The organism is Streptomyces sp. NPDC094147 (assembly GCF_044764265.1).
GTDB lineage: Bacteria > Actinomycetota > Actinomycetes > Streptomycetales > Streptomycetaceae > Streptomyces.
Genome location: NZ_JBIWHT010000007.1, coordinates 113,349 through 139,959 on the forward strand (window position 1 = coordinate 113,349; position 26,611 = coordinate 139,959).

Genomic DNA, 26,611 nt, shown 5'->3' on the forward strand with positions numbered 1-26,611 from the left:
CTCGCGAGGAGCGCTGTCACACCTGTGTGGTCAGCCTGTGCCCAGCCTGTGAGAAGCGGCCCGCGCCTTCGGCGGCCGGGAGGTGCACCCCGAACACGGTCCGCCCGGGGGCGCTTTGCACGGTCACCCGGCCGCCGTGCGCGGCGACGACGGCCTGCACGATGGCGAGCCCGAGGCCGGTGGACCCGGCGTTGCGGGAGCGGGAGGCGTCACCGCGCGCGAACCGTTCGAAGACGTGCGGCAGCAGCTCGGGCGGGATGCCGGGCCCGGTGTCCTCGATCTCGACGACGACCCAGGGCCCGCGCTCGTGGACCCGGGCGGTGACGGTGGTGCCCGGCGGGGTGTGCGTACGGGCGTTGCCGAGCAGATTGACCAGGACCTGGTGCAGCCGGGCCCCGTCCCCGCGCACGGCGACGGGCTCCCCGGGCAGTTCGAGCAGCCACTTGTGGTCCTGCCCCGCGGCATGCGCGTCACCGACCGCGTCCACGACGAGCGAGGAGAGATCGGTGCTCCCGTACGAGAGCGGGCGTCCGGCGTCGAGGCGCGCGAGCAGCAGCAGATCCTCGACCAGGACGGTCATCCGCGCCGCCTCCGACTCGATCCGCCCCAGCGAGCGCCGGGTGTCGGGCCCGATGTCCTCGCGCCCGCGCCGGGTCAGCTCCGCGTACCCGCGGATGGAGGCGAGCGGAGTCCTCAGCTCATGGCTGGCGTCGGCGACGAACTGCCGGACCTGCGTCTCGCTCTCCTGCCGCACGCTGAGCGCGTCGTGCACATGGTCGAGCATCCGGTTGAGCGCCGCGCCCACCTGCCCGACCTCGGTCCGCGGATCCGCCTCGGCCCCCGGCACCCGCTCGTACAGCGCGACTTCCCCGCTGTGCAGGGGCAGTTCGGACACCCGGGTGGCGGTCGAGGCGACCCGCCGCAGCGGGCGCAGCGCGACCCCGACGATGGCCGTCCCGGCGATGCCGGCGGCCACCAGACCGGCGGCGGTCACGCAGATGACCACGAGGACCAGGGTGTCGACGGTGGAGTCGACGCTGTCGGTGGGATAGGCGAGGACGACCGTGCTGTCCCGGTCCCAGGAGGCGCGGTAGTCGCCGAGGCCGGGAATCGACACGGAGTGCACGGCGCCGTCCTTGGGGACGGTGTCCAGCGCCCGGGTCTGCTCGTCGGACAGCGAGGTGGAGCGGGGCTGACCCATCCGCTCCGGCTGAACGGCCTGGAGGCCGGCCGGCCGGCCGTCGGGCAGCGTGCCCGCGCCGATCGTGTTGCGCGGCTGACCCGGCCGGGAGACGAGGAACTCCAGGTGGTCGGCGCCGCTCATGGGGTCAAGACCGGGCCCCTCGTGCCCCATCCGTACGGACGTCCGCAGCTGGTCGTCCAGCTGCCGCTGGAGGTTCGCCCCCATGGCGAGCACCGTCACCGTGCCGATGACCGCGCCCACCACCGCGAGCAGCGTCACCGCCGACACGACCAGACGAGTACGGAGCGACCAGGGCCGCCGGAACCCGGCCATCGGAACGCTTACTCCCCGGGCTTGATCAGATATCCCGCGCCGCGCCGGGTGTGGATCATCGGGGAGCGCCCGGCGTCGATCTTCCGGCGCAGGTAGGAGATGTAGAGCTCGACCACGTTGGCCTGCCCGCCGAAGTCGTACGACCACACCCGGTCGAGGATCTGCGCCTTGCTGAGCACCCGGCGGGGGTTGCGCATGAGGAAGCGCAGGAGCTCGAACTCGGTCGCGGTGAGGTGGATGCTGTCCCCGCCGCGCGTCACGTCGTGGCTGTCCTCGTCCAGCGTGAGGTCGCCGACTGCCAGCACGGATTCGCTCCGTACGGCCGCCGTGCCCGAGCGGCGGATCAGCCCGCGCAGCCGGGCCACGACCTCCTCCAGGCTGAACGGCTTGGTGACGTAGTCGTCGCCGCCCGCCGTGAGCCCGGCTATCCGGTCCTCCACGGAGTCCTTGGCGGTGAGGAAGAGCACCGGCACGTCCGGCAGCTCGCGGCGCAGCCGGCCGAGCACGGCGAGACCGTCCATGTCGGGCAGCATGATGTCGAGGACCACGGCGTCCGGCCGGAAGTCCCGGGCGTCGCGCACCGCCCCGGCCCCGTCGCCGGCGCTGCGCACGTCCCAGCCTTCGTAGCGCAGCGCCATCGACAGGAGCTCGCTGAGCGGCGCCTCGTCGTCCACGACGAGCACTCGGACGGGACTCCCGTCCGGCCTGAGCATTTCGGTCCGCCCCTGGGGCGAGGAGGTAACGGTCATGGCCCCCACCCTGTGAGGGAGCCCTGAGAACATCCTTGCCCGATCCTGTGATTTCCCTGAGAAAGTGGCCGACGGGGCTCAGGCGGTGGGGGCCGGGCGGGGCAGTCCGAAGAGGCGGGCGGCGTTGTCGTGGCAGACCGCCCGGAGCCAGCCGTCCCCGAGCCCGAGCCCCTCCAGGGCCTCCAGCTGGTGGAGGTAGGGGTACGGAATGTTCGGGAAGTCCGTACCGAGCAGGATGCGGTCGCCCAGGTCGAGCAGCCTGCCCCGCTCCGTCGCGGGGAAGGGCGCGCCGCGCTCGCTGAAATCGGTGAAGGCCATGGTCGTGTCGAGCATGACGGAGCCGTACGTCTCGGCGAGGTCGAGGAAGTCGGCGTACTCCGGCATCCCCATGTGCGCGACGACCAGCCGCAGCCGGGGGTGCCGGGCGAGCACCCGCCCGACCGGCCCCGGCCCGGTGTACTTGCCGGGCGCGGGCCCCGAGCCGCAGTGGATGACGACGGGCACCCCGGCCTCGGCGAGCATCCCCCAGACGGGTTCGAGCAGCGGGTCACCGGGGTCGTAACTCCCCACCTGCACATGGGACTTGAAGACCCGGGCCCCGGCGTCGAGGGCGTGCCGTACGTAACGGCCGACGCCGGGCTCGGGGAAGAAGGTGGCGGTATGGAGGCAGTCGGGCGTCCTGGCCGCGAAGCCGGCCGCCCACCCGTTGAGCCACTCGGCCATGCGGGCCTTGTGCGGATAGAGCATCGAGGTGAACGCGAGCACCCCGAACTCCTCCCGCAGCAGCCGCACCCGCTCCGCCTCCTCGGCGCGATAGGTGATGGGCCACTCGACCCCGCCCACCAGTTCCCCGGCGGAGTCGAAGTACTCCCACACCTTCTTCAGCACGCGCTCGGGCATGAAGTGCGTGTGTACGTCGATGCCACCGGGCACCCCGAGCCGCCCCCAGAACCCCCGAACGCCAGCGCCACCCCCTTCAGCTTCGCCGGGCCCGGAGCCCTTCATGCGGCCCCCTTCAGCATCGCCCGGCCCGGGGACGGCGGGGCCACACCCACCGGGCCCGGCGGCCCCAAAGCCGCGCCCTTCAGCCTCGCCGGGACGGGAGGCCCCCATGCCGCCCCCTTCAGCATCGCCGGGCCCGGGGACGGCGGGGCCACCCGCACCGGACCCGGAAGCAGCGGCGCCGCGGCCATCGGGCCCGGGAACGGCGGGGCCGCCGCCCCCTTCACCCCCGCTCAAAGCTGTAACTCCGCTCGACCTTGGCCACATGGACGCTGTAGCTCTCGTACCAGTGGGCCCGGCCGTGCTTCTGCGCCCGCTGGTGCTCCAGCCGGCCCCGCCAGGCGGCAATGGCCTCCTCGTCCCTGAAGTACCCGACGGTGATCCCGAGCCCGCCCGGAGTCCGCGCGCTCTCGTACCCGAGGTACCCCGGTATCTCCTTCACCAGCTCCCCCATCTCGACGGCGGTCTCCCCGTACCCGTTGTCGCCCTCGGTCCGCAGGGAGGTGAACACCACGGCGTAATAAGGCGGTTCGATCCCCGAAACCAGCCCGTGTACTTGATCGCTCATGCCCCCACCCTCGGCCGCGGCCGCCGACGCTGTCCAGATCCCTTGCCCGAAGGGATCCAAAAGGGATCCAAGTCTTGACGATGCCCCTTGCGCACGCAGGGCCCCGCCAAGGAGGCACCAGCCGCAACGCGCGAGCACCGACGCCCCAGCGCACCCTGGATCTCCGAACAACAGGTCCCGCGCACATCCTCACAACACCAGGCCGCCCTGCACGCCGCCTCGAACACCAGGTGGTCCTGCGCGGTGCCTCAGACAACAGGTCGCCCTGCACGGCGCGTCAGACAACAGATCCCCTACGCGGCGCGTCAGATACGCGGCCTCAGAACAACAGGTCCTGCACCCCGCCCTCCCGCGGCACGTCCCGCACGGGCACGCTGACGCCCCCGCCCGCCCCCTCGCCGACGGCGGTCAGATCCCACCCGCTCATGAGCCGCGTGTCCAGAACGACAACCTCACCCCGGTCCCCGGCCTCCAGATGCAGATCGGGCCCGGCGGCCGCGACCAGCCGACCGCCGACCACCCCGCCGTCCACCAGCTCCGTCACCACACCGGAAGCCGGCGCGAGTCCGGCGAGCCCGAACTCCTCGGCGTGGTCGACCACTTCACAGGGCAGCCGCTCCAGGGACTCGGGCCAGTCGGCCAGCGCGACGGCCCGCGCATGCAGCCGGGCCACTTCCGCCGCCCGCTCGGCCACCCCGGGCAGGCGGGCCCGCACCGCCCGCTTCTCGGCGTACGGAATCCGGTCCGGCACGCCCAGGGCGGTCCTCAGCAACTCCTCGCTGCGCCGCGCCGCCATCAACGGCCCCCGTCCCAGCCAGCCGAAGGCCACCGCCCCCTGTTCGAGCAGCCGGGCCGAACCCCGCTCCTCGGCGGTGATCCCGACCTTGACCATCCCGCTCCCGAACCAGGCGAGGTAGACCCGATAGGTCCGCGGATCATCGACGTACGTATCGGCGGCGACGGAATGCGCCCGGTCCAGCCGCGCACACTCCCCGCACCGCGCCTGCGTACTCCGCCCCGGCACCGGCGCCGCCACGGGACAGGCATTCCCCCGCGCCCCCACACACCTCCGCTCCCCGACGACCCGGAACGCCACCCCCCGCCCATAGGCAAGCGGACTGACCCGCCCCTCCTCCCACACCAGCCGAGGCCCATCCGCCCCCCACCGAACCCCCGCACACCGCCAGAACCCAGCCACCCCTCGACGGTACCGACCCCCACTGACAACGCCGCTCCCCCGGAAACACAAGAAGGCCCCCGGATCTCTCCGGGGGCCTTCTCTTCACTGTGCACTCGGCAGGATTCGAACCTGCAACCTTCTGATCCGTAGCTCTATCCAGATCGGTCAGCGCCGGTCATTCCGGCTCCTTCGAGTCCTCTGAACGCCTTGATCGGACGCAATCGGTTGCTGCGGTTGCTGTACTCCACTGCTGTACTGCAACGCCGTCCGCGCCTGGGTGATCATCCGTTCGTGGATCAGGAGGAACGGCGTGATGTACCCGGTTGCTTCCGGGACCGACGCTCTCCCCGAACAGATCAAGATCACCCCAGCCAGGAGGGCAAAGATGTATATACCACTTGAGCCCGCAGCGGGTACGGGTGTCTGGAATTGCCTCCAACGATCTTTCATACTTGAACCGGTCCTATCTTGGGGCCGTTGGCCACCCGCGCCTCTTCCTACGGATACGCGGGTGGCCTCATGCATGTCGAACGCCCCGGCGGGCTTGGTGAGTTGATTGTGACCACCCATAACCCGTTTAGCAACTTCCAAGGTCAGGGCGGAATTTTATCTTAGGTTCGTTGATTCGATCAAGAAATCAGCGGGCCTTGACCTTCGAATCAACGACTTCTGCCTTCAAAACTACTTGCTGGCATGCTTGCTTGCTAGCTTGCTTGCATAAGTGCATGGCTCGCGGTGCCCGGGTGCGCCCTGGTTCTTGCATGCCTTCCTGCACGGCGGTTTGCATACCTGTTTGCTCACGTGTTTGTGCGCCTGCTTGCCTGCATGGATGCGGTCCTGCGTGTGTCCCTGTGTCCTCCCTTGTGTCCCACCTTGTGGCCTTGTGAATTCACTGGAGGCATCGCATATAGGCGGAGGAGGCGCGGGGGCGGATAACGAGGTCGGCGGAGCGGCTTTGGCCGGTGTCCTGCCCGGTTTGGGGTCGAGCATGATCAGGGGGCCGTACGCTGGCTGGCAACTCGGTCAGGTCGTTGAGCCTGACCGCAATATGATCGAGTGGCCCCCTGGTCTTGCTCGGCGCGGGACCCGAATCGGGGAGGTGGCTAAAGCCGTGGAGCCGACCGCCCCAGCCACCGGGCAACGTCCACGGGAGCGGGTGGGACGACACCGCACCGCCGCCGCGATCTGACCTCTTTCGGTAACACAAAGCGTCTGTGACCCGCGCCTGCGGCAATCCCTCAAGCCCACCGTGCCCAGTGCTGTATTTGGCCGCTGCGTGCGGCGACGGGCGGACGGTGACGCGCAGCCGGTGGCGCAGACATGGAGGCAGCGGGGCGCCGGCCGACCGGCGCCGCCGCGCTGTGCGCGGCCGTCGATCCCCGAATGATCGACCTGACTCCGTCAGGCAGTGCGGGTGTAGTGAGGCTGTTGGGGTCGGCCTCCTGGTGGCCAAGGGCAACGAGGTCCGCTGTCCCTGTTCCCCTTCCTGAGGTCGGATCGCGGTGGCGGTGCGGTGTCGGCTCACCAGTGTCACCGCGGGCAGATGTCCCGTACGTCGGGGCCCTGTTGGCTCGCGGCTGGAGCAGGCAGCCGCGAGCGCAGCGAGCCTTGATGAAGTAGGGAAAGTCCTACCGCGTACGTCGTCTTGTGGGGACGGGCCCGGACTGTTGCCATGTTGGTAGGGGTGGCACACCGACGCCGGGGGCCTGCGTGAGCGATCTGAAGATCACCGTGTGGAAGCGGTACGGGCATGATCGACTGTATGTGAACCTGCCGAACGGGGTGGCCGTCGCATTCCTCGACCGGCACACCGGCAAGGTCACCATCCTGAGGGCGGAGTATCGATCTGCCGCTACTGAGGCTCTCGCTCAGTACCTTCCCGCTGCCGAGCCCGCTCCTCCACCTCGGTCTTCGGCGCCTCCTCGTCCTAAGGTGCGTCCTCTGCCGGAGCTCAGTCTGGAGGATGACCTCGCTCTTTGGCCGCCGGGCAAGGGTCTGCGGGACAAGCTCCGCACTGAGGGACCTGGCCCCTGGAAGCGCTTCGTGAATCTGCTTCTGCGCCGCAAAACCGAGTGGGACTCCTGGCGCAAGGGGCTGGCCGGCGAGAAGCGGGTGGGTCGAGAGCTACGCCGATTATCCGCTGACGGCTGGTTCGTACTGCACTCCGTGCCGCTGCCGCGGAAGGTCGATGTCGACCATCTCCTCATCGGTCCCGGAGGGGTGTTCAGCATCAACACCAAGCGCCACCCCGACAAGGATGTCTGGGTTGGTGACGACGTAGCCAAGATCAATCACGGCAAGCCACAGCCCTACCCGCGAAAGAGCCGTGCCGAAGCCAGGCGGGTTCGGCGGGTGTTGGAGCGCTACTGCGACTTCGAGGTCCCGGTTACACCGGTCCTGGTGTTCGTCGACATCCGCCGCCTGGACAAGGTCGCCACCTTGCTCGACGTCCGGGTCTATGAGGAGCGGGCTGTCTCCGCGCTCGGTCCTCTCACGGGAGTGCTCCAGCCTGAGCAGGTACGACAGCTCTACGAGATCGCCCGTCGCAAGACCATATGGGAGGACGCCTGAGGCTGACCGGGGTCAGCTCGCGCCGCTGAGGCGTCGTCCATCGTGGCAGCGAACGTATGGCCCGCTGTCGCGCAGCGCGTCGAGGATGCGTACGGAGTAGACCTCACCCATCTTGTCGGCGATCTCGTCGGGGGTCAGCCATTCCACTGCGGTGGACTCGTCCGACAGTTGCTCACTACCGCCCTCGGGTCGGCAGCGGAAGACCAAGGCGACGATGCCGCGAGCCATGTTCTTGTAGACGCCGGTGAGCTGTTCGACCTCGACCTTGATGCCGGTCTCTTCGTAGACCTCTCGGCGAACGCCTTCCTCCGGTGCCTCGTCCAGTTCGAGGACTCCGCCCGGCGGTTCCCAAGTCCCGTTGTCTGCCCGGCGAATGGTGAGGACGCGGCCGTCTTCCCGCACGACCGCTCCCGCGACAGACACGGAGTGAAGCGGCGTTGACCGGGCGTCGTGGGCACTGTTACTCATATACAGGAGCATAGGAGGAACAGAAGGACTATGGCGAGCACAGTAGGGGCCAAATCTGGCAAGCCCCGGTACCTCCAGATCGCGGACGACATCGAAGAGCAGATCAAGACTGGGGTACTGGCTCCTGCTGCCGAGGTTCCGAGTGAAGCTCAGTTGATGGAACGGTACGGGGTCTCGTCCGGCACCGTGCGCAAGGCCGTCGCCCAGCTACGTGCTGTGGGGCTGGTGGACACGCTGCACGGCAAGGGCTCGTTCGTGAAGTCCCGTCCGCCTGTGCGGCGCAAGTCGTCCGATCGCTTCAGGCGTTCACATCGACTGGCCGGCAAGGCGGCGTACATCGCTGAGACCGAACAGGCTGGAGTGAAGCCCACTGTTCGCGTGCTTTCCATCGGCCCGGTGGAGGCCCCGGCCGAGATCGCTGACCGGCTGAGCGTGGCGGTCGGCGCCAAGGTGCTTGCCCGACGTCGGCTGTACTTCAGTGATGGCGTGCCGACCGAGGAAGCCACGTCCTACCTGCCCTGGGACATCGCCCGTGACATCCCTGAGCTGTTCGAGGAAAACCCGGGCGGGGGAGGTATCTACGCCCGCCTCGAAGAGCATGGCCATGAGTTCACGGAGTACATCGAGACGGTCCGCGCACGTCTCGCGACCAAGCAGGAGGCAACCGCGCTCAGCCTCAGCCCTGGCTCTCCGGTGATCCACCTGACGCGGGATGCCGTGACCACATCAGGGCGCGTGGTCGAGGTCTGCGACACCATCATGGCCGCTGACCAGTTCGTTCTCGACTACCGCATCCCTGCTACAGACTGACGCATCGTTAGTTCCTGACAACCCGCCAAGATTCTTCCTCCTGGCGGGTTGACTCATGTATAGGAGTGGGTAACTCTTAATCACATCACTCATATACATGAGTGCCTGACTTCAACTCATCTAGAGGAGTGGTCCTCATGCGTCAGATCCCCATCGACACCTCCGCCGCCACCGTGATGGTGGCCAAGCCCCCGCAGCCCAAGGTCAAGGACCGCCGTTCCGGCGAGATCGCCACGGACACCGAGACCGGTGCGACGCTGATGACCGTGGACGTGATGTTCGCGGTGAACGACGAAGTTGAGATCCTCTCGATCACCGTTCCACAGCCGAGCATCTCCGGTGAGCTCACGATGGGCACCCCGGTCGGGCTGACTGGTCTGGTCGGCCGCCCGTGGGAGAACGAGTTCAACGGCCAGAAGCGCCACGGCATCGCCTTCCGCGCGGTCGCGGTGACGTCGCTGGTCACCGGTGCGGTGAAGCCGAAGGCGGCATGACGGTGACTGGGTTAACGGTCGTCCTGGCCCTGCTCGTCGGTATCGCACTGGTACTGCGGTGGCGGCGTCCGGCCTGGTACTGGCTGACGTTCGGTGTCGTCCTCGCCCTGGTGCGGGTGCTGGCTCGGTTCGGGTCCGTGATGGAGGCCTGCCAGCTCACCACCGCACCCTCCCGGTTCCGGATCGCCTTGGCCCGCTGGCTCAAGCAACCCATGCCGCGCCAACGCGTCCCCCGGATCGTCCGGGTCAAGCCGACCCGGACCGGCCTGGCCCTACGGATCAAGATGCTTCCGGGGCAGGACGCCTTCGAGTACTCCGCCGCCGCCGACCGGCTGCGACACTCCTTCACCGCCCACCAGGTCACCACTCGCGAGATCAAAGCCGGGATCGTTGAAGTGGTCCTGACCGGCTACGACGTCCTGCGTCACGTCCAACTCCCGAGCAAGGCAGAACGCGGACTGCTGCGCGTTCCGGTGGCCATCCGCGAAGACGGCACGGTGCACCATCGCGACTATCGAGAGGTGCCGCACTCGGTCAACGTCGGCGCCACGAAGTCCGGGAAGTCGGTCTATCAGCGGCAGTTGGTCAAGGAGCTCGCTCCGCAGCGCGTCGCCCTGGTCGGTATCGACTGCAAGCAGGGTGTTGAACTGGCGCCAATGGCACGTCGGTTCACGGCGCTCGCCACCGATCCCGACATGGCAGCCGATCTCCTGTGCGCGCTGATCGACTACATGGAAGACGTCTATCAGGTCATCCGGGCCGAGCAGCGGATCAGTGCGGACGTGCCGGATGCGGAGATCACCGCCGACATCTGGGGTCTGCCCGAACACCTGCGACCGGTCCCGGTCGTCGTCACGGTGGATGAGGTCGCCGAACTGGCCCTGTTCACCAGCAAGATCGAGGAGAAGCGGCGCGATCGGATCGTGACCGCCCTGGTCCGCCTGGCACAGCTCGGGCGAGCCGCCGGGATCTACCTCGACATCTACGGGCAGCGCTTCGGCTCCGAACTCGGCTCCGGAATCACCATGCTCCGAGCCCAGCTCACCGGCCGGACCGCTCACCGCGTCAACGACGAGTCGTCCGCGAAGATGGTCTTCGGCGACATCTCCGCCCACGCCGTGTTCGCCACCACGCAGATCTCCAACGCCCGGCCCGGCACGGTCATCGTCGGCGACTCAACCGGCGGATGGGTGCGCGCCCGCACCCCGCACACCACGCTGCGCCAGGCCGTGAACGCCTGCAACCGGCATGCGCACCTCACCCCGGACATCCCCGCCCTGGCCGCCTACCGGCCCGTGCTTCCTGCCCCGGCGCTGTCCGGCGTCGTGCTCCGCAAGCCGGTTCCTGCGGGCACCTAGCTCCCCCGCACCACGGTCGGCGTGACCGCTTCGCGCCAGGTCCCTACCCGCTCCATGCCCGAATCCCGAAGGAGAGATCCCATGTGCGAAGGGTGCAAGGACCTCAACCGTACGGTCTTGATGCTCGGCGACGTGGCCCTGTACGCCCACACACCCGGCGCCGACCCGGTGTTCATCGAGGTGGTTGGCGGATCTCTCGCCGCCTCCCTGCCCGATGTGCCCCCGTCCGGCTTCGAGGACGGCCCCGACTATCCCGGCCAGGGGTGACCGTGACCGCCGCGAAGAAGCCCGCCACCCGCCGTGCCGCGAAGAAGCCGACCCCGTGCCCGGACTGCCAGACCGGCCAGGTTCAGGAGTCCTTCCAGGTAGGCGGACGCAAGAAGCACACCAGCGCCGACCGGCAGGAAGCGCTGTGCCTCACCTGCCTCGGTACCGGCGAAGCCCCGACCGACTGAAGCCCGCCGGGACCGGGCGGCAGGAGCACCCATCCCCGCCCGGCCCTGGCCACCACCCGAAGGAGGTGAACGACCGTGACCCGACCGATCCGCCCCGACGCCGTACTGATCCAGGCCGTGATCGCCGGTGCGCTGTCCTTCGCCCACCTGCACGACATCGCCGAAGCTGCCGGGCAACACGGCTGGAAGGCCTGGGCCTACCCGATCAGCGTCGACCTGCTCCTGGTCGCGGCCTGGCACCGACTCCGCTCTCTGCGGACCGCCCAGGGCCCGACCCGCGCGGCCTGGACCTGGTTCGCCGTCGCCCTGGCTGCCTCGCTCGGCGCCAACGTCGCCACGGCCGGACTCCTGGACCTGTCGGCCGTTCCCGCTTGGCTGCGCATCCTGGTCGCCGGATGGCCCGCCCTCGCATTCCTCGGCGGCACGCTCCTCGTGCACACCCCGAGCGCCGGTCCCGAGCCCCGGGCCGAAGAGCCCACGGACTCCGTCTCGGCAACGCCCGCGCCAGCTGAACCGCTCCCGGCTTCCGAACCCGCCCCGGCTCTGCCTCCCGCCCCGCTTCCGGACGTGCCGCCCGCCCTGGTCGACCACGCCCGCAAGGTCGCCGCCGACCACCACACCCGCACCGGGACCGCGATCGACAACGACACCCTGCGCGCCCGGCTCGGCGTTCCGGCCCCGCTGGCCGACGCCATCGCCGCCCAACTCGCCTGATCGACAAGGAGAACTGCCATGCCCCTGCACCTGATCTTCCGCAAGCTCCGCCAGTGCGGCCCGATCACCATCGGCACTGGCCAGAACCGCAACGGCCAGATGTCCTACGTCGCTGCTTGCGGTGCTGATGACTGCGGCTGGTCCGGCACGTTCGACAGCTACGCCGCTGCCTCGATCGCTGCCGAAGGACATCGCTGCCGCGTCCGCTGACCTACCCGGAAGGGAGATCTGTCATGGACATGAGCATCCCGCTCTGGTTCGCCCTGCTCGTCGTCGGCTGGCTCGGCCTCAAGCTCGCCCGCCCGCCCTTGTGGCTGGTCGTCGTGCTGCTCCTGGGCGGCTACCTCCTCGCCGACAGCTTCCTGTCGCCCACGATCAACACCGCCCTCAACCGCTGATCTCCGGAAGGGAGAACATCGTGTTCCGTCCTCACATCCCGGTCAACCCGGCTCCGACCCACTTGGTCCCGCGACTGGTGGAGCGGACCGCCGTCACCCCGGTCCACGATCGGCCCACGTCGCCGTGCGCCTGCACGCATCCCGCCCACGTGGCCCCGCTGCCGAGCCGCGCACCCGGCCCTTCGGTCCGGCTGACCGGCACCGGTCTCGCCGTTGCTCTCGCCGGTGGCACCGCGATCGTCCTGGTCGTCGGCGCCGTGCTGGTCTCCATGCTCCTCGCGGTCGCCATCACTGGAGTTTCCGTCACGGTGTGCGCCGTCGTCCTGCGTTCCCTGTTCAACACCGAGCGCAACCAGCACTGACCGGCCCCGGAGCGGCCTCAACCGCCAAGTCTCGTCCGCTCCGGAGCCGTGCCTCCTGCCCGAACCAACGATCCGGAAGGAAGTCCCATCATGACCGACCACCCCCCTGCCCAGGGACAGGTATGCCCGAACTGCGACGGCTTCGCCGCAGCCGCCGTCACCCTGGGCGGACGCGATCGGCACGGCCACCGCCGCACCATCACCGCTCACTGCCAGGCCTGCCACGGCACCGGATACGTCGCACTTCGCGTCCTCTCCTCCGCCTCGGTCGGGGGCGGTCGGTGATGCGTCTCCCTGCTACGTCTCGTCCGACCTCGATCCATCTGTTCTGCGGTGCCGGTGGTGACTCCGATGGATTCCGCCGCGCCGGCTTCGACGTCGTGCTCGGTGCCAACCACTGGTCCCGGGCTGTCGAGACCCACGCCGCGAATTTCCCCGACGCCGAACACCTCTGCGTCGACCTCGACCACTACGACATGCGACGCCTGCCCAAAGCCCGCGTCCTGGTCGGCTCCCCGATCTGCACCGAGGGCAGCCCCGCCGACGGGGTCAGCCGCCCCAAGGCCCCGCCCACCCCGGGCCAACTGGACCTGCTGGAACAGGGCCCCATGCAAGACGCCGCCTGGGAGCGCACCCGCCTGACCGCCTACGACATCCTGCGTGCCGCCGAAGTCGGCAACTTCGATGCCGTCGTGTGCGAGAACGTGCCCCGCTTCGCCACCGCCTGGCCTCTGTTCACCTGGTGGCTGCACGCCTGGGAGATCCTCAACTTCCGCTACCAGATCGTCTCGGTCACAGCCGCCCACATCGGCGGCGACGACAACGAGCACGCCCCGCAATGGCGTGACCGCATCTTCATCGTCTTCACCCGCACGGACATGCCTGCGCCTAACCTCGACGTCCGTCCACCCGCCTGGTGCTCGGGCTGTGAACAGGACGTGTTGGCTGTTCAGTCCTGGCGCAACAGGCGGAAGGTCGGCAAGTACCGGCAGCAGTACGACTTCCGGTGCCCCCACTCCCGGTGCCGCTACCAGATCGTGGAGCCCTACGTCCGGCCCGCCGCCAGCGCCATCAGCTGGTCCGACCTCGGCATTCGCATCGGCGACCGGGCCGACCACGGCCGGGGCCCGCTGGCCGCTTCCACCGTCCGCAAGATTCGGCTTGGGCTGACCAAGCACCGGGTGCCGTCCGTCGTCACGGTCAACCACGTCGACCAGGGCGACGGCCGAGCCTTCCCCGCGTTCGCTGCGCCGCTGCCCACCCGCACGGTCCGGATCGGCGACGGCATCGCGGTGCCGCCACTGCTGGTCCCGGCGGGCGGTACCTGGAACACCGATGCGTCCGCCGTCACCGTGCCGATGCGGACCCGCACCACCCGCGACGCCGAAGCGCTGCTGCTGCCCGCCCCGTTCATCACCGAGCACCGTGGGGGCGGTTCCACCACCCGCGCCATCGATGATCCCCTCGGGTCGATCACCGCCGGGGGCAACCATCACGGTCTGGTCATCCCGTACCGCAAGGGTGGACCGACCACGACCGGCAGCCCACTCCACACCATCGCTACGAAGGAGTCGGCAGGGGTGGTCCTGGGAGCCGACACCGACGTGCCGGACATCGCCGTTGAGGACTGCTACTTCCGGATGCTGTCCCCGCGCGAGCACCTGCGCGCCCAGCGCTTCACCGATGACTACACCGTGCTCGGCCACGGCGGCGAGCAGACCAAGCAGGCCGGGAACGCGGTGCCCGGCAACGTCGCCCAGTGGATCGCCTCCCGCCTGTTGGAGGTGCTGTGACACCCGCCGCACCGCCGACGCGCCCCGTGCCTGCGTTCCTGGCAGACATGACCACCCTGGGCGATCTGCTCAGGGTGGCTTCGGCCCCGGACTTCGACCGCTGGCAGGACCAGATCCGCCGCACCGGTGGCTGCGCCGACCCGATCCACCTCACCGGCTGGACCCTCACCAAGGACAAGGTCACCGGCGAGACCCTGCACCACTACTCGACCGACGGCGAGCCTGGCGGGCGGCTGCGCCTCGCGTGCGGCAACCGGCGTGCCTCCCGCTGCCCTTCCTGTGCCTGGACGTACGCGGGCGACACCTACCAACTGATCCGCGCTGGGCTGGCCGGCGACGACCGCCGCGACATCTCCGCCACGGTCCGCGAACACCCCCGTGTCTTCGCGACCTTCACCGGCCCCTCCTTCGGCCCCGTGCACAACCGGCCCGACCGCGGCACCTGCCGCTGCGGCACCCGCCACGCCGACGGCGACCCGGTCCTCGGGACCGCGCTCGATCCGGCGACGTACGACTACGCGGGCGCGGTCCTGTTCAACAACCACGCCGGTGATCTGTGGATGCGCTTCACCAACCGGCTCCGCCGCGAGATCGCCAAACGGGCCGGACTCACCCAACGCGAACTCGCCGAAGCCGCCCGAATCTCCTACGGCAAGGTCGCCGAATTCCAGCACCGCGGCGCCATCCACTTCCACGCCGTGATCCGCCTCGACGGACCCGACGGCCCGAACACCGCGCCCCCATCCTGGGCAACGGTCCAGCTGCTCACCGACTCGATCCACGCCGCCGCGCACCACGCGTACACGACCGTGAGCGTCCCGGCCTCGGGCGACCACCCAGCCCGTACCTTCCGCTGGGGCCAACAGCTCGACGTACGCCCCGTCACGGCCTTCGGCGACGGCTCCGACCTCACAGAACAGGCAGTCGCCTCCTACGTCGCCAAGTACGCCACCAAGGCAGCAGAGAACACCGGCACGCTCGACCGCCGCATAGGCGAACTGGCCGAACTCGACCGCCACGGAGTCCCCGGCCACGCCCGCCGCCTGATCACCGCGTGCCGAGACCTCGACGACCTGTATCCGGACCGCCGCCTGTGGGCTTGGGCACACATGCTCGGCTTCCGAGGCCACTTCTCCTCGAAGTCCCGCCGCTACTCCACCACCCTCAGCGCACTCCGCCAGGCCCGCGCCGACTTCCGCGCCGCCCAAGAACGCGAAGCCCTCGGCCTCGACCGCGAGCCGGACACCGTCCTGGTCCTGGCCGACTGGCAATACGCCGGCCACGGCCACACCCCCGGCGAATCCACCCTCGCCGTCACCATCGCCCGCGACATCCAACTCAATCGCGAAACCGCCCGCGAAGCCTTAACCGACCAACTGGCCCTGGAAGGAGCCGCAGCATGACCACCACCGTGATCCAACGGAAGTGGCACACCACGGCCGAGGTCGCCGCCATGCTCGGCTACAGCCTTTCCAAGACCAAGATGCTGATCCTCAGCGGGGAGATCCGTTCCATCAAGGACGGGCGCAACCGGCGTATCCTGCCTCGCTACGTGGACGAGTACATCGAGCGCCGTGCCCAGGAAGCCGAACAGGGGTGGTCGGCGTGAGCGGCAAGCGCGGTAATGGCGAAGGCTCCATATACCCGTACAAGAACGGGTACGCGGCCTACGTCTGGGTCACCAAACCGGACGGGAAGCGGGCCCGGAAGTACGCGTACGGCAAGACCCGCGAAGAGGTCCACGGCAAGTGGCTCGCGCTGCACGCTGAGGCGAAGAAAGGACCGGTTGCCACCCGGCACCGTACGGTCGCGCAGTTCCTCGCCTACTGGCTCGACTCGATCGTTAAGCCCAACCTCGCGCCGCTGACGTACATCTCGTATGAGGGCTCCGTCCGGCTCTACATCGCCCCGCACCTCGGCTCGAAGCGGCTCGACAAGCTCACCGTCCGGGACGTCCGCGAGTGGCTCACGAAGCTGGCTGGTCTCTGTCAGTGCTGCGCCCAAGGTAAGGACGCCAAGCGCCGTGCCGATCAGCGCCGTTGCTGTGCGGTCGGAGAGTGCTGCGAGACGTACGCCTCCAAGCGGGTCGTCCAGGCCGCCCGGGACGCCCTGCGGGCCGCGCTCACGCACGCCGTGACCGAAGAGGAGATCGGCAAGAACGTGGCGGCACTGGTGAAGGTGCCCAAGCCTCGTCGTCGCCGGATCAAGCCGTGGTCGGTCGCTGAGGCTGGGCAATTCCTTGCGGATGCGGCGGCTCGGGACGACCACCTGTTCGCGGCCTGGATGCTGGTGCTGTGCCTGGGCATGCGCCGTGGGGAGGTGCTCGGACTGACCTGGAAGTCCGTCGACTTCGCGGCCGGTGAGCTGAACATCGACCACCAGATCCAGCGGGCCGGTCGCCAGATCCTGCACCGGGAGACCAAGACTGAGGACTCGGACGACTTCCTGCCGCTTCCAGACGTCTGCCTGGCCGCGCTCAAGATCAGGCGTACTCAGCAGCAGAAGGACAAGAAGGCTGCGGGCGAGCTCTGGCAGGACTCGCTCGGTCTGATCTTCACGACGAAGTACGGCACTCCGATCGAGCCCGGCAACCTGACCCGCATGTTCGCTCTGCGGGCGGCCCGTGCCGGTGTGCGGTGCATCCCGCTGCGGAACACCCGGCACACGTGCAGCTCGCTCCTGGTCGCGCTCAAGGTGCACCCGAAGGTGGCTCAGCGCATCCTGCGGCATTCGCAGATCGCCATGACGATGGAGGTCTACGCGGAAGCGAGCGAGGCCGACATCCGTAAGGCGCTGCGCAAGCTGTCCGCCGCGATGGGTAGTGCTGGCTAACAGCAGTCGGCGCGGTTGCTGTACTTCGCTGCTGTACGCCCCAACGCCAGAGGGCCCGGGATGATCTCCCGGGCCCTCTGAGCTGCTGTGCACTCGGCAGGATTCGAACCTGCAACCTTCTGATCCGTAGTCAGATGCTCTATCCGTTAAGCTACGAGTGCTTGTGCTTCCGGGGTTTTTTCTGCCCCGTCGGCGTTGCGAGAACAACATTACATGACCTGCGCCGTGACGCGAAATCCGTTAGCTCCACCGCCTCTGACCTGCGGGAATGTCTCTGCGTGAGCAGTCGCGGGGCCATGGGAGCGGGCCAGGAACGACCGAAGCCCCGGCCGTGGGGCCGGGGCTTCGGGTGTTGCTGGCGGAGGCGGAGGGATTTGAACCCTCGATGGGCTTTAAGACCCAAACCGCATTAGCAGTGCGGCGCCATAGACCGGACTAGGCGACGCCTCCAGCACACCGTCGCTTGCGCGAGTGGTGCGTGCAGATGATGACACAGCCTTGCGGGCCGTCACCAATCGAACCCCACGGTACTAGGCAGGCGGGCGCCAGGGCAAAGGCGTTGGTGTGGCGCAACGCCGGGCGTTGACGCGCGTTAGACCCCGGGAGACCGAAAACCGCCGAACACCTGGAGTACGACACCATGCTGCGCCGCCTCCTCGTCACCGCCGCCGCCTCCGTCAGCGCCCTCGCCGCCGCGCCCGCCGCGACCGCGGGCCCCCTCCCGGTCCCCCTGCCCCTGCTGGGCGACGGGCACACCGAGGACCGGCTCACCGTCACCGTCGAGCACGACCCGGGAGTCGAGGGAACGTACACACTCGAATGCCATCCGGCGGGCGGGAGCCATCCGCGGCGCGAGCAGGCCTGCGAACGGCTGGACTCCACGACGACCTGGGGCAAGGACCCCTTCGCGCCCGTGCCCAAGGACGCGGTGTGCACGATGATCTACGGCGGCCCGGCCACCGCGCACATCACCGGAAGCTGGGCCGGGCGTCCCGTCGACGCGACGTACAAGCGTGCCAACGGGTGCGAGATCTCGCGCTGGGACAACCTGGTGCCGGTGCTGCCGAGAGCCAGGTAGGAGGCCCCGTACGCCCACCTCGCGTACTCCGTGGTCACACAACCTTGGTGAGAGCTCCCCCTCATCCGCCGTCGCTCGTACACCGGCTGCCTTTAGACTCCCTCCCAGTGACAGGCCGCAAGGTGCAGTGGTTCAGGGAGGAAGCGTCGTCGTGAGCAGCAGGCCATCCCGAGGCGCTGCTCGCCTCGCAGCCATACTTGACGCCCTTCCGGACGGGCTTCTGCTCGTCAACTGCAACGGCACGGTCGTCAACGCCAACACCGTCGCGCTGGAGATGCTGGAGGCGCCGGGTACCGGGCTCGTGGGGCGGGGAGTTCTCGATCTGCTGCCCACCTTCGACTCCAAGCTCATCCCCGGCTCCATGCGCCGGCCGGAGAGCGAGGACGAGCAGGGCCGCACCAAGCCAACCCGGATGATCGCGCGGCGCACCGACGGCACCGAGTTCCCGGTCGAGGTGACCAGCGCCAACCTGGAGGACGGGCGGGACGCGTACGCCTCGTACGGCAGCGGCGGCGGGCCCGGCTCGTACTCCGGTGACGAACTGCTCATGCTGGTCGTACGGGACCTTTCCGGCACCGTCGACACCGAGGCCGAACTCGCCCGTTCGCAGCGGCAGACCGAGATGATCCTGCGCGCGGCGGCCGAAGGCGTCGTCGGGACCGACACCGAGGGGCGGGTCGTGCTGGTCAATCCGGCGGCCGCGCAGATCCTCGGCTACCGGGCCAGCGACCTCGGCGGGCAGGAACTGCATCCGCTGGTGCTGCACTCGCGCGAGGACGGCGATCCGTTCCCGTACGAGGGGAGCCCGCTCGCCGACACCCTCAAGTCCGGGCGCAAGCACCGGGTGCGCGGGCAGGTCATCTGGACGAAGAGCGGCGCCAAGGTGCCCGTCGACCTGACCACCGCTCCGGTGCGCGACGGCGACCTGCTCGTCGGGGCCGTCATGACCTTCACCGACCGGCGCCCGTACGAGGAGCAGGCGGCCAAGCACGCCGAGGTCCTGGAGCGGGAGACCTCGCGCTACGACGCGCTCGCCGCCCGGCACCAGCAGCTGCTCTCGGTGCTCGCCGGCTCGCTGCGCGGGCCCCTCGACGAGCTGCGGCACGAACTCGCCGCCCTCGCCGCCGATGACGCGGGACAGCTGTGGCCCGAGGCCAACCAGGTGCTGCACCACCTCGCCGCCGGGTACTCCCGCATCACCACCCTTGTCGACAACGTCCTCGGCTACCAGCGGCTCGACGCGGGCAGCGAGGAGCTCAAGAAGGCCAAGGTGCTGGTCGCTTCGGTCGTCGGCGGCGGTGTCGACGGGGCCGTCGAGCTGATCGGCCCCGGACGCGCCCAGTTCGCCGTGCACACCCCGCCCATCGAGGCCGAGGTCGACGCCGCCCGCCTGGCCACCGCCCTGGCCCACCTGATCGCCGACGTGGCCGGGGTCGACGCGACGGGCAAGGCGCCGGTAGCCGCCGGCGGCTACATGGACTCCACCGTGGTCGTCGCGGCCGCGGTGCGCGGCGAGGTCGTACGCATCGAGGTGCGCGGCCCCTACCCGGGCGGCGACCCCGTCCACGGGCCCATCGTGCGCGGCATCGTGCGGGCACACGGCGGCGTCCTGCAGACCGTGGAAGTGCCGGGCATGAGCGGTTCGGCGTACGTCCTCGAAGTGCCGCTCGGCACCGGTGCCGGGACGGTCGAGGCGGCCGCGCAGGCCGAGGCGACCTCTCAGCCCGACGAGGCGCTGCTGCCCGCCCAGCAGGACGGCGGCGGGCGTCGGCGGGCCCGGCGGGCGTCCACGGACGCGTTCCTGGAGAGCCCGGTCACCGAGGAGAAGTCCCCGACCGGACGACGCCGGGCACGGTCGGAGGCGGCGGGCGGCGCAGGGGAGACCAGCGGCGGGGCGTCTGGTGAGCGTGGGCGAATCCCGGCCCAGCAGAGCACGCAGAACGCGCAGAACGCTGCTGGTGGTGATGTCCCTGAGGAAGGAGTCGCGGGTGGAGTCGGAGGCGGGGGCGCTTCTGATTCTGGGTCCGGTTCTGCGGCTGGTGATGAGGCTGGGGCCGGTGGTGGCTCTGGGTCTGGGCGGCGTCGCGGTCGGCCCAGTCCTGCCGAGCAGCCCGTTGGACCGCTCGGGCAGGCCGCCGAGGGGTCCGTCGTCACCGGTGCCGAGAGCGCCCGCGAGTCCTCCGGCATGGGCAGGGCCGCGCTGGGCGAGACGGTGCCGCCGCAAGGTGTGCCCACCGAGGCCACCGGCCGGCGCGCCCGGCGTGCGCTGCCCGCCCCCGTCGCAGCCGACGCACCCGCCACCCCTGCCGAGAACCCGGCCGAGCCGACCGGACGCCGGGCCCGGCGAGCCCTGGGCGCCGCTCCGAGCGGCGGCGCGAACGCTGCGAGCGGCCAGGAAGGCTCGGTGCGGACGGCATTCGCGCTGCCGCCCGCCGACGCCGACCGCGCCCCGCACCCCGCGGCTCCGGCTCCGGCCCCGGCCCCGGCCCCGAATGCGGTCAACGCGTCCGCACAGGGCCGCCACGACTCCGTACGCCCTGCGGAGGCTGGGCACATGGGTACCGGGCACATGGGCGCGCGGCCTACGGGCGCTGGCCCCACAGGCGCTCTGCCCACGGGTGCCGCCCCCACGGCCGGTGCCCCCACAGGCGCCGGACCCATCGCGGCCGGGCCCACGGAGGCGGCATCCGTAAACCCCGGACCCGCAAACCCCGGGCCCGCAAGCGCCGCCCCCGTCGCGGCCGGTCCGAGCCGGAACAACCCGGCCCCGAACACCCCGGGGCGGAGCAACCCCGCCCCCGGCGATCCGCTGGCCGATCACACCCCGCCCCAGCCGCACCCGGCCGAGCAGCCCGAGTGGGCCGCCCGCGCGGTCTCGGCCCCGGGCGCCATCGGCCCCGTACCGCCGCAGCACCAGAATCCGAACCAAGCCCAGCCCAAGGCGCAGAACCAGGCCGCGCCCGCCCCCGCGGGATCCGGGTCGGCCGCCCCCGCCAAGCCCGCTCGGCAGCCGCTGCCCGCTGAGACTCCGCCCGAGGGGATCCCGGTCGCCGGCGGGGACACCCAGGGCCGGGCGTTCAGTGTGCGGACGCTCGGGCAAGGCGCGCCGTTCGGCCAGACGCAGGCTCAGACGTCGGCGGGCTCGCTCGGTTCCGGGCGGCGGCGCAAGCTCGGCACGCCCACACCTCCCGAGGGCGTCGAGCGGCCCGCCGAACCGGCCGCCCGGCCGCACCCCGTACTCCCCTCGCCCCCCTCGGAGGGCCAGGGCCGCGCGTACGCCATCGGGGCGCCCGACGAGGGCGCCGAGGGGCCCGAGCCGCTCGACGGACCCGGCGGCGCCGTCGAGGTGGCCAACCGGCCGCAGCCGCAGCCCGTTGACGACGAGCTGCCTCCGGAGCCGCTCGACAACCCGCGTCGGCTGCTGGTGTGGCCCGCGCCGGACGTCTCCACCCAGCAGGCGCTCAGCGAGCGCGGCTACCGTCCGGTCGTCGTGCACTCCCGCGAGGAGGTCGACGCGCAGATCGCCGCCTTCCCCGCCGCGCTCTTCGTGGACCCGCTGACCGGTCCGATCACCCGCACCGCGCTCCAGTCGCTGCGTCAGGCAGCGGTCGCGGCCGAGGTTCCGGTGCTGGTCACGGCCGGTCTCGGGCAGGCGACGCGGGAGGCGGCGTACGGCGCCGACCCGGCCGTCCTGCTCAAGGCCCTCGCGCCGCGCGACAGCGAGCAGCACCCGCCCCGGGTGCTGCTGATCGAGGAGCACGAGGAGATCGCGCTCGCGCTGACCGCGACCCTGGAGCGGCGCGGCATGCAGGTCGCCCGCGCCGCCACCGACTCCGAAGCGGTCACCCTGGCCACCCAGATGCGGCCGAACCTGGTCGTGATGGACCTGATGCAAGTACGCCGCCGACGCGCCGGAATCGTCGACTGGCTGCGCGCCAACGGGCAGTTGAACCACACCCCTCTGGTCGTCTACACCTCGGCCGGCATCAACGAGGCCGAGTTCCCCAAGCTGTCGTCCGGCGAGACCGTCCTGTTCCTGGCAGAACGGTCCACCAGCGGCGAAGTCCAGGGCCGCATCGTGGACCTTCTGGCGAAAATCGGCACCAACTAGCCAACGAGCCAACGATCACCCACTGGTCAACCAGTAGGTGATCGGCCTCGACGGGTCACGCCGCCGCGCGCATAGGCTGGCGTGCGGCGCGCGACACCGTACGAATCACGAGGAGAGCCCCCGTGGCCACCGCGAGCTCTGCCATGCGTCAGGAACACGCCACCGTCCCCGCCGACAACGGCGAGGTCACCCTGCTGATCGCCCGCCAGGTCGAGGAGGGCTACGAGGAGTCGTTCGAGGTGTGGGCGCGCGACATCCTCGCCGCCGCGGCCCGCTTTCCCGGGCACCTCGGGCACGGGCTCTTCCGGCCGTCGGCGGACGGGGCGCCCTGGTTCCTCGTGCACCGCTTCCGCGACTCGGCCGCGCTCGAACGCTGGCAGGGCTCCCCGGAGCGGGCCGGATTCTTCGCCAACTGCACGGGCCACCACCACAGCGAGACAGCCCGGCGCGAGCTGACCGGCATGGAGACCTGGTTCACCAAGCCCGGCGAGACCCGTCCCGCGCCGCCCCGCTGGAAGATGGCGATCAGCTCGGGCCTCGCCATCTTCCCGATCTCGCTGCTGGGCAACGCGGTGCTCGGTCCGTACGTCGCGGGCCTGCCCCTGGTGGTGCGCACGGCCGTGTTCACCGTGCTGTTCAGCGTGCTCATGACGTACGTCGCCATGCCGAACATGAGCCGGCTGCTGCGCCGCTGGCTGAACGGCTGACCGTCGGCCGGGCGGGCTAGCGCAGTTCCGTCACGTCCAGCTCACCGTCCGCGTACTGCTTGCGGATGACCTTCTTGTCGAACTTGCCGACGCTGGTCTTCGGCACCGCCTCGATCAGCGCCCAGCGCTCCGGGAGCTGCCATTTGGCGATCTTCCCGGCGAGGAAGGCCTTGAGCTCGGCGTAGTCGGCGGTGGCGTCCGGCTTCAACACGACGGTGGCGAGCGGGCGTTCGCCCCATTTGTCGTCGGGGACGGCGACCACCGCCGCCTCGGCGACCTGGGGGTGCGCCATCAGCGCGTTCTCCAGCTCCTGGCTGGAGATCCATTCGCCGCCGGACTTGATGACGTCCTTCGCGCGGTCGGTGAGGGTGAGATAGCCGTCCGCGCTGATGACGCCGACGTCGCCCGTCTTCAGCCAGCCGTCGGTGCTGAACTTGTCGGCCGGGCGGAAGTCCTCGCCGCCCGCGCCGCCGTAGTACGCGCCCGCGATCCAGGGGCCCCGTACTTCGAGCTCGCCCGCCGACTCCCCGTCCCAGGGCAGGAATTCACCGCCGGGACCGGCGAGCCGCGCCTCGACCCCAGCGGGGAAGCGGCCCTGGGTGATGCGGTACGGCCACTCCTCCTCGGCGCTGAGGCCGGCGGGCGGGTTGGACATGGTGCCGAGCGGCGAGGTCTCCGTCATGCCCCAGGCGTGACAGAGCCGTACCCCGATCTTGTCGTACGCCTCCATCAGCGAGGGCGGGCAGGCCGCGCCGCCGATCGTGACGTTCCGCATGGAGGTGAGGTCGCGGGGGCGGGCGGTGACCTCGGCGAGCAGGCCCTGCCAGATGGTGGGGACGGCGGCCGCGTGCGTCGGCTTCTCGCGCTCGATCATGTCGGCGAGCGGCGCGGGCTGCAGGAAGCGGTCGGGCATGAGCATGCTCACCCCGGCCATGAAGGTGGCGTGCGGCAGGCCCCAGGCGTTCACATGGAACTGCGGCACCACGACCAGCGTCGTGTCCTTGTCCGAGAGTCCCATCGACTCGGCCATGTTGACCTGCATGGAGTGCAGGTAGATCGAACGGTGGGAGTAGACCACGCCCTTGGGGTCGCCGGTGGTGCCGGAGGTGTAGCACATGGCGGCGGCGCTGCGCTCGTCCAGCTGCGGCCAGTCGTACGTCGTCGGCCGCCCGGCCAGCAGCTCCTCGTACTCGTGCACCTGCGGGCCCGCGCCGTCGATGTCCTCTAGCAGCGCGCGGTCGCCGGGCCCGGACACGACGAGGTGCTCAAGGGTCGGCAGATGCGGCAGCAGCGGGGCGAGCAGCGGCAGCAGCGAACCGTTGACGATGACCACGCGGTCGGCGGCGTGGTTGACGATCCAGATCAACTGCTCGGCGGGAAGCCGCAGGTTGAGGGTGTGCAGCACGGCTCCCATGGACGGGATCGCCAGGTACGCCTCGACGTGCTCCGCGTTGTTCCACATCAACGTCCCGGCCGCCTGGCCGTCCTCGACGCCGAGCTCGCGCAGCGCGTGGGCCAGCTGAGCGGCCCGAGCACCGATCTCGGCGAAGCTGCGGCGGTGCGGTTCGGCCTCGCCGGTCCAGGTGGTGACCTGGGACTTGCCGTGGATCGTCGACCCGTGGGTCAGGATCCGCGAGATCAGCAGCGGTACGTCCTGCATGGTGCTCAGCACGGCGTCCTCCCGGTGAGCGCTGCGGTGCGCTCTGTGGCGATAGGGGTGAGCCGATTCTGCGCACGTACCGCGCGGTATGTCACTACCCGGGAGTAGTTTCAGCCGAGGTTCGGGGAAGTTACCTGCGGATACTTCAGCCCACCATCCTTTCCGCCGTCCCGGCCGTCACCGCGCGTCACCGGACGGGCTCCAGCTCCGGGTCCTCGCGGAGCTTGCCGAGCGCGCGCGACACCGCGCTCTTGACCGTGCCCACCGACACCCCGAGCACCTCGGCGGTCTGCACCTCGCTCAGGTCCTCGTAGTAGCGCAGGACGACCATCGCCCGCTGGCGGTCGGGCAGCTTCATGACCGCCCGCCACATCGCGTCGTGCAGGACCTGCTGGTCGGCCGGGTCCGGCCCCGGCACGACCTCCGGCTCGGGCAGCTCGTCGCAGACGAACTCGTCGACCTTGCGCTTGCGCCACTGCGAGGTGCGGGTGTTGAGCAGCGCGCGGCGCACATAGCCGTCGAGCGCCCGGTGGTCCTCGATCCGGTCCCAGGCGACGTACGTCTTGGTGAGCGCCGTCTGCAACAGGTCCTCGGCATCGCTCGGGTTCGCGGTCAGCGAACGCGCGGTGCGCAGCAGCACGGGGCCCCTGGCGCGGACGTACGACGAGAACGACGAGTACGCGTGGTAGGGCGTCGCCGCTCGGGAGGCGCTGGTGCAGACGGGCGTTGTCATGACTCCACGCTATGAGCGGTCGGGCGCCAGGGGATCGGCCCCAGGTCCCGAAGCCGTGTCCGCCTCAGGTTGTAGGGGTAGGGCTGGCTGCACCTCCTGAAGGTGGAGGACGCATCCCCGCCCCTCAGGGTTCAGCCGCCGATCCGAGGGCCTGCCCGCCGGGCGGGCGCGGTGCCCGGCTCGACCCCGCCGGGGCCCGCCTCAGCCGATGCGGGCGACCGGGGCGTCCACGTCGTTGCGGTCGATGACCAGGCGCCGGCCGCCGTGCGACTCGGCGGTGTTGCCCGCGTACTGGTGGATGCGCCGGTGCCGCCAGGCGTCCTTGCGCAGGTCCTGCTCCTGGTACAGCGCGGGGCTGGTGTGCCAGCGCGCGAACCAGATCACCTCCGGCAGGTCGCCCACCCCCGCCAGCCTGGCCCGCTCCATGTGCCGTACGCCCGAATCCGCGCTGCTGTAGAACCCCGGCAGGTATCCGCGCCCGCGCACCTCCCGGTTCCAGGCGCGCACGAAGGCGAGCGTGGTGCGGGCGCACGCCGCGTTGCCCACGTTGTACGGCTCCAGGTCGAGGAAGAGCGGACTGCCCGCCAGGATTCCGAGCGCACGGGCCTGCTGCACGGCCTGGCTCCCCTCGGACGCGCCCTGCTTCGCGGGCCGACCGCCGATCCTGACTCCCTTCTTGTTCTGGGCGTAGACGCACGGGGACTGCGAGCCGAGGAACACGGGCAGCACCTGCCAGCCCATCCGGTGCACCTCGGCCACCCAGCGCTTGTTGAGGTTCCGCTGGGGCTGGCAGCTGCGGCCGCGCCCGGCGTAGTAGATGCCGACGGCCCGGTAGGGCGAACTCCGCCAGGCCTGCATCGCGGCCAGCGAGGGCGCGTTGCAGGTGTCGAAGGCGGAGCCGCGGAAGGGCACGGCGGCCACCGCCTCCTGCTGCTCCTCCCCCTCGTCCGCGGCGGCGGGCGGGGCGAGCAGGGTGACGAGGGCGAGGAGGCCGGCGGCACAAGAGGCAAGGGTCAGCGTGAGACGGCGCATGGGCCGAGTGAACGTGCCCC

Annotated in this window: 27 protein-coding genes and 2 tRNA genes; 18 read left to right on the forward strand and 11 right to left on the reverse strand. The window is 70.2% G+C overall.

Features of this window, described 5'->3' with window-relative positions; genetic code table 11:
- Positions 1-16 precede the first annotated feature (16 nt).
- The 5 genes from ACIQ8J_RS13905 to ACIQ8J_RS13925 form a co-directional block, all read right to left on the reverse strand.
- Positions 17-1,516, reverse strand: coding sequence for a sensor histidine kinase (locus tag ACIQ8J_RS13905; RefSeq protein WP_403269109.1), 1,500 nt, complete (start codon positions 1,514-1,516; stop codon positions 17-19).
- Between the two features lie 8 nt (positions 1,517-1,524).
- A complete protein-coding gene (locus tag ACIQ8J_RS13910) occupies positions 1,525-2,265 on the reverse strand; it encodes a response regulator transcription factor (RefSeq protein WP_403269112.1) in 741 nt (246 codons plus the stop codon).
- Between the two features lie 78 nt (positions 2,266-2,343).
- A complete protein-coding gene (locus tag ACIQ8J_RS13915; protein WP_403269115.1) occupies positions 2,344-3,270 on the reverse strand; it encodes an amidohydrolase family protein in 927 nt (308 codons plus the stop codon).
- Positions 3,271-3,490: 220 nt separating this feature from the next.
- Positions 3,491-3,835 (reverse strand): antibiotic biosynthesis monooxygenase family protein, encoded by a 345-nt coding sequence (locus ACIQ8J_RS13920; protein ID WP_403269118.1) that lies wholly within the window; start codon positions 3,833-3,835, stop codon positions 3,491-3,493.
- Positions 3,836-4,154: 319 nt separating this feature from the next.
- Positions 4,155-5,033: a DUF2797 domain-containing protein gene (locus ACIQ8J_RS13925; protein WP_403269120.1), complete on the reverse strand. Its 879-nt coding sequence runs from the start codon at positions 5,031-5,033 to the stop codon at positions 4,155-4,157.
- Between the two features lie 1,692 nt (positions 5,034-6,725).
- On the opposite strand from ACIQ8J_RS13925, the gene ACIQ8J_RS13930 reads away from it, so the two are divergent.
- On the forward strand, positions 6,726-7,586 hold the full coding sequence (locus ACIQ8J_RS13930) for a nuclease-related domain-containing protein (RefSeq protein WP_403269123.1): 861 nt from the start codon (positions 6,726-6,728) through the stop codon (positions 7,584-7,586).
- Between the two features lie 12 nt (positions 7,587-7,598).
- Here ACIQ8J_RS13930 and ACIQ8J_RS13935 read toward each other — a convergent pair whose 3' ends face one another.
- Positions 7,599-8,066, reverse strand: a complete 468-nt coding sequence (locus ACIQ8J_RS13935; RefSeq protein ID WP_403269125.1) for an NUDIX hydrolase — start codon at positions 8,064-8,066, stop codon at positions 7,599-7,601.
- Between the two features lie 18 nt (positions 8,067-8,084).
- Between ACIQ8J_RS13935 and ACIQ8J_RS13940 the strand changes: the two genes are divergently transcribed.
- The 14 genes from ACIQ8J_RS13940 (at position 8,085) to ACIQ8J_RS14005 (ending at position 17,270) form a co-directional block, all read left to right on the forward strand.
- The gene (locus ACIQ8J_RS13940; protein WP_403269127.1) at positions 8,085-8,864 is read left to right on the forward strand and encodes a GntR family transcriptional regulator; all 780 of its coding nucleotides are present in this window, start codon (positions 8,085-8,087) and stop codon (positions 8,862-8,864) included.
- A gap of 137 nt (positions 8,865-9,001) precedes the next feature.
- Positions 9,002-9,358, forward strand: coding sequence for a hypothetical protein (locus tag ACIQ8J_RS13945; RefSeq protein ID WP_345259843.1), 357 nt, complete (start codon positions 9,002-9,004; stop codon positions 9,356-9,358).
- A 2-nt stretch (positions 9,359-9,360) separates the two neighbouring features.
- A complete protein-coding gene (locus tag ACIQ8J_RS13950; RefSeq protein WP_403269131.1) occupies positions 9,361-10,716 on the forward strand; it encodes an FtsK/SpoIIIE domain-containing protein in 1,356 nt (451 codons plus the stop codon).
- Between the two features lie 81 nt (positions 10,717-10,797).
- The gene (locus ACIQ8J_RS13955; protein WP_403269134.1) at positions 10,798-10,983 is read left to right on the forward strand and encodes a hypothetical protein; all 186 of its coding nucleotides are present in this window, start codon (positions 10,798-10,800) and stop codon (positions 10,981-10,983) included.
- Between the two features lie 2 nt (positions 10,984-10,985).
- A complete protein-coding gene (locus ACIQ8J_RS13960) occupies positions 10,986-11,171 on the forward strand; it encodes a hypothetical protein (protein ID WP_403269137.1) in 186 nt (61 codons plus the stop codon).
- Positions 11,172-11,246: 75 nt separating this feature from the next.
- Positions 11,247-11,885, forward strand: coding sequence for a DUF2637 domain-containing protein (locus ACIQ8J_RS13965; RefSeq protein WP_403269139.1), 639 nt, complete (start codon positions 11,247-11,249; stop codon positions 11,883-11,885).
- An 18-nt stretch (positions 11,886-11,903) separates the two neighbouring features.
- Positions 11,904-12,095: a mobile element transfer protein gene (locus ACIQ8J_RS13970; protein WP_331445673.1), complete on the forward strand. Its 192-nt coding sequence runs from the start codon at positions 11,904-11,906 to the stop codon at positions 12,093-12,095.
- Positions 12,096-12,118: 23 nt separating this feature from the next.
- On the forward strand, positions 12,119-12,283 hold the full coding sequence (locus tag ACIQ8J_RS13975) for a hypothetical protein (protein WP_403269694.1): 165 nt from the start codon (positions 12,119-12,121) through the stop codon (positions 12,281-12,283).
- A gap of 20 nt (positions 12,284-12,303) precedes the next feature.
- Positions 12,304-12,645 carry a SpdD-like protein gene (locus ACIQ8J_RS13980; RefSeq protein ID WP_403269142.1) on the forward strand — a complete coding sequence of 114 codons (342 nt, stop codon included), beginning with the start codon at positions 12,304-12,306 and terminating at the stop codon, positions 12,643-12,645.
- A 90-nt stretch (positions 12,646-12,735) separates the two neighbouring features.
- Positions 12,736-12,930, forward strand: coding sequence for a hypothetical protein (locus ACIQ8J_RS13985; RefSeq protein WP_403269145.1), 195 nt, complete (start codon positions 12,736-12,738; stop codon positions 12,928-12,930).
- Complete coding sequence (locus tag ACIQ8J_RS13990; RefSeq protein WP_403269148.1) at positions 12,930-14,438, forward strand: DNA cytosine methyltransferase; 1,509 nt, start codon at positions 12,930-12,932, stop codon at positions 14,436-14,438. The genes ACIQ8J_RS13985 and ACIQ8J_RS13990 overlap by 1 nt, the downstream gene beginning before the upstream one ends.
- A gap of 47 nt (positions 14,439-14,485) precedes the next feature.
- Positions 14,486-15,841, forward strand: coding sequence for a replication initiator protein RepSA (repSA, locus tag ACIQ8J_RS13995; protein ID WP_403269150.1), 1,356 nt, complete (start codon positions 14,486-14,488; stop codon positions 15,839-15,841).
- The gene (locus ACIQ8J_RS14000; protein WP_403269153.1) at positions 15,838-16,047 is read left to right on the forward strand and encodes a helix-turn-helix domain-containing protein; all 210 of its coding nucleotides are present in this window, start codon (positions 15,838-15,840) and stop codon (positions 16,045-16,047) included. Before repSA ends, ACIQ8J_RS14000 begins: the two co-directional genes overlap by 4 nt.
- On the forward strand, positions 16,035-17,270 hold the full coding sequence (locus ACIQ8J_RS14005; RefSeq protein WP_403269155.1) for a tyrosine-type recombinase/integrase: 1,236 nt from the start codon (positions 16,035-16,037) through the stop codon (positions 17,268-17,270). The genes ACIQ8J_RS14000 and ACIQ8J_RS14005 overlap by 13 nt, the downstream gene beginning before the upstream one ends.
- Positions 17,271-17,358: 88 nt before the next feature.
- Here the strand turns inward: ACIQ8J_RS14005 and ACIQ8J_RS14010 are convergent.
- Positions 17,359-17,431 (reverse strand) — tRNA-Arg (locus ACIQ8J_RS14010).
- Positions 17,432-17,626: 195 nt separating this feature from the next.
- Positions 17,627-17,720: transfer RNA gene (locus tag ACIQ8J_RS14015), tRNA-Ser, on the reverse strand.
- 190 nt (positions 17,721-17,910) lie between these two features.
- Here ACIQ8J_RS14015 and ACIQ8J_RS14020 point away from each other — a divergent pair.
- The 3 genes from ACIQ8J_RS14020 to ACIQ8J_RS14030 all read left to right on the forward strand — a co-directional run bounded on the left by ACIQ8J_RS14020 (position 17,911) and on the right by ACIQ8J_RS14030 (position 23,166).
- The gene (locus tag ACIQ8J_RS14020) at positions 17,911-18,348 is read left to right on the forward strand and encodes an SSI family serine proteinase inhibitor (RefSeq protein WP_403269158.1); all 438 of its coding nucleotides are present in this window, start codon (positions 17,911-17,913) and stop codon (positions 18,346-18,348) included.
- 151 nt (positions 18,349-18,499) lie between these two features.
- Positions 18,500-22,459 (forward strand): PAS domain-containing protein, encoded by a 3,960-nt coding sequence (locus ACIQ8J_RS14025; RefSeq protein ID WP_403269161.1) that lies wholly within the window; start codon positions 18,500-18,502, stop codon positions 22,457-22,459.
- Between the two features lie 122 nt (positions 22,460-22,581).
- On the forward strand, positions 22,582-23,166 hold the full coding sequence (locus tag ACIQ8J_RS14030) for an antibiotic biosynthesis monooxygenase (RefSeq protein ID WP_403269164.1): 585 nt from the start codon (positions 22,582-22,584) through the stop codon (positions 23,164-23,166).
- Between the two features lie 16 nt (positions 23,167-23,182).
- On the opposite strand, the gene ACIQ8J_RS14035 is transcribed toward ACIQ8J_RS14030, so the two are convergent.
- From ACIQ8J_RS14035 to ACIQ8J_RS14045, 3 genes are all read right to left on the reverse strand, one after another.
- Positions 23,183-24,838 (reverse strand): long-chain fatty acid--CoA ligase, encoded by a 1,656-nt coding sequence (locus ACIQ8J_RS14035; protein ID WP_403269167.1) that lies wholly within the window; start codon positions 24,836-24,838, stop codon positions 23,183-23,185.
- Between the two features lie 175 nt (positions 24,839-25,013).
- Positions 25,014-25,559: a SigE family RNA polymerase sigma factor gene (locus tag ACIQ8J_RS14040; RefSeq protein WP_403269169.1), complete on the reverse strand. Its 546-nt coding sequence runs from the start codon at positions 25,557-25,559 to the stop codon at positions 25,014-25,016.
- A 201-nt stretch (positions 25,560-25,760) separates the two neighbouring features.
- Positions 25,761-26,591 carry a DUF1906 domain-containing protein gene (locus ACIQ8J_RS14045; RefSeq protein ID WP_403269171.1) on the reverse strand — a complete coding sequence of 277 codons (831 nt, stop codon included), beginning with the start codon at positions 26,589-26,591 and terminating at the stop codon, positions 25,761-25,763.
- Positions 26,592-26,611: the final 20 nt, after the last annotated feature.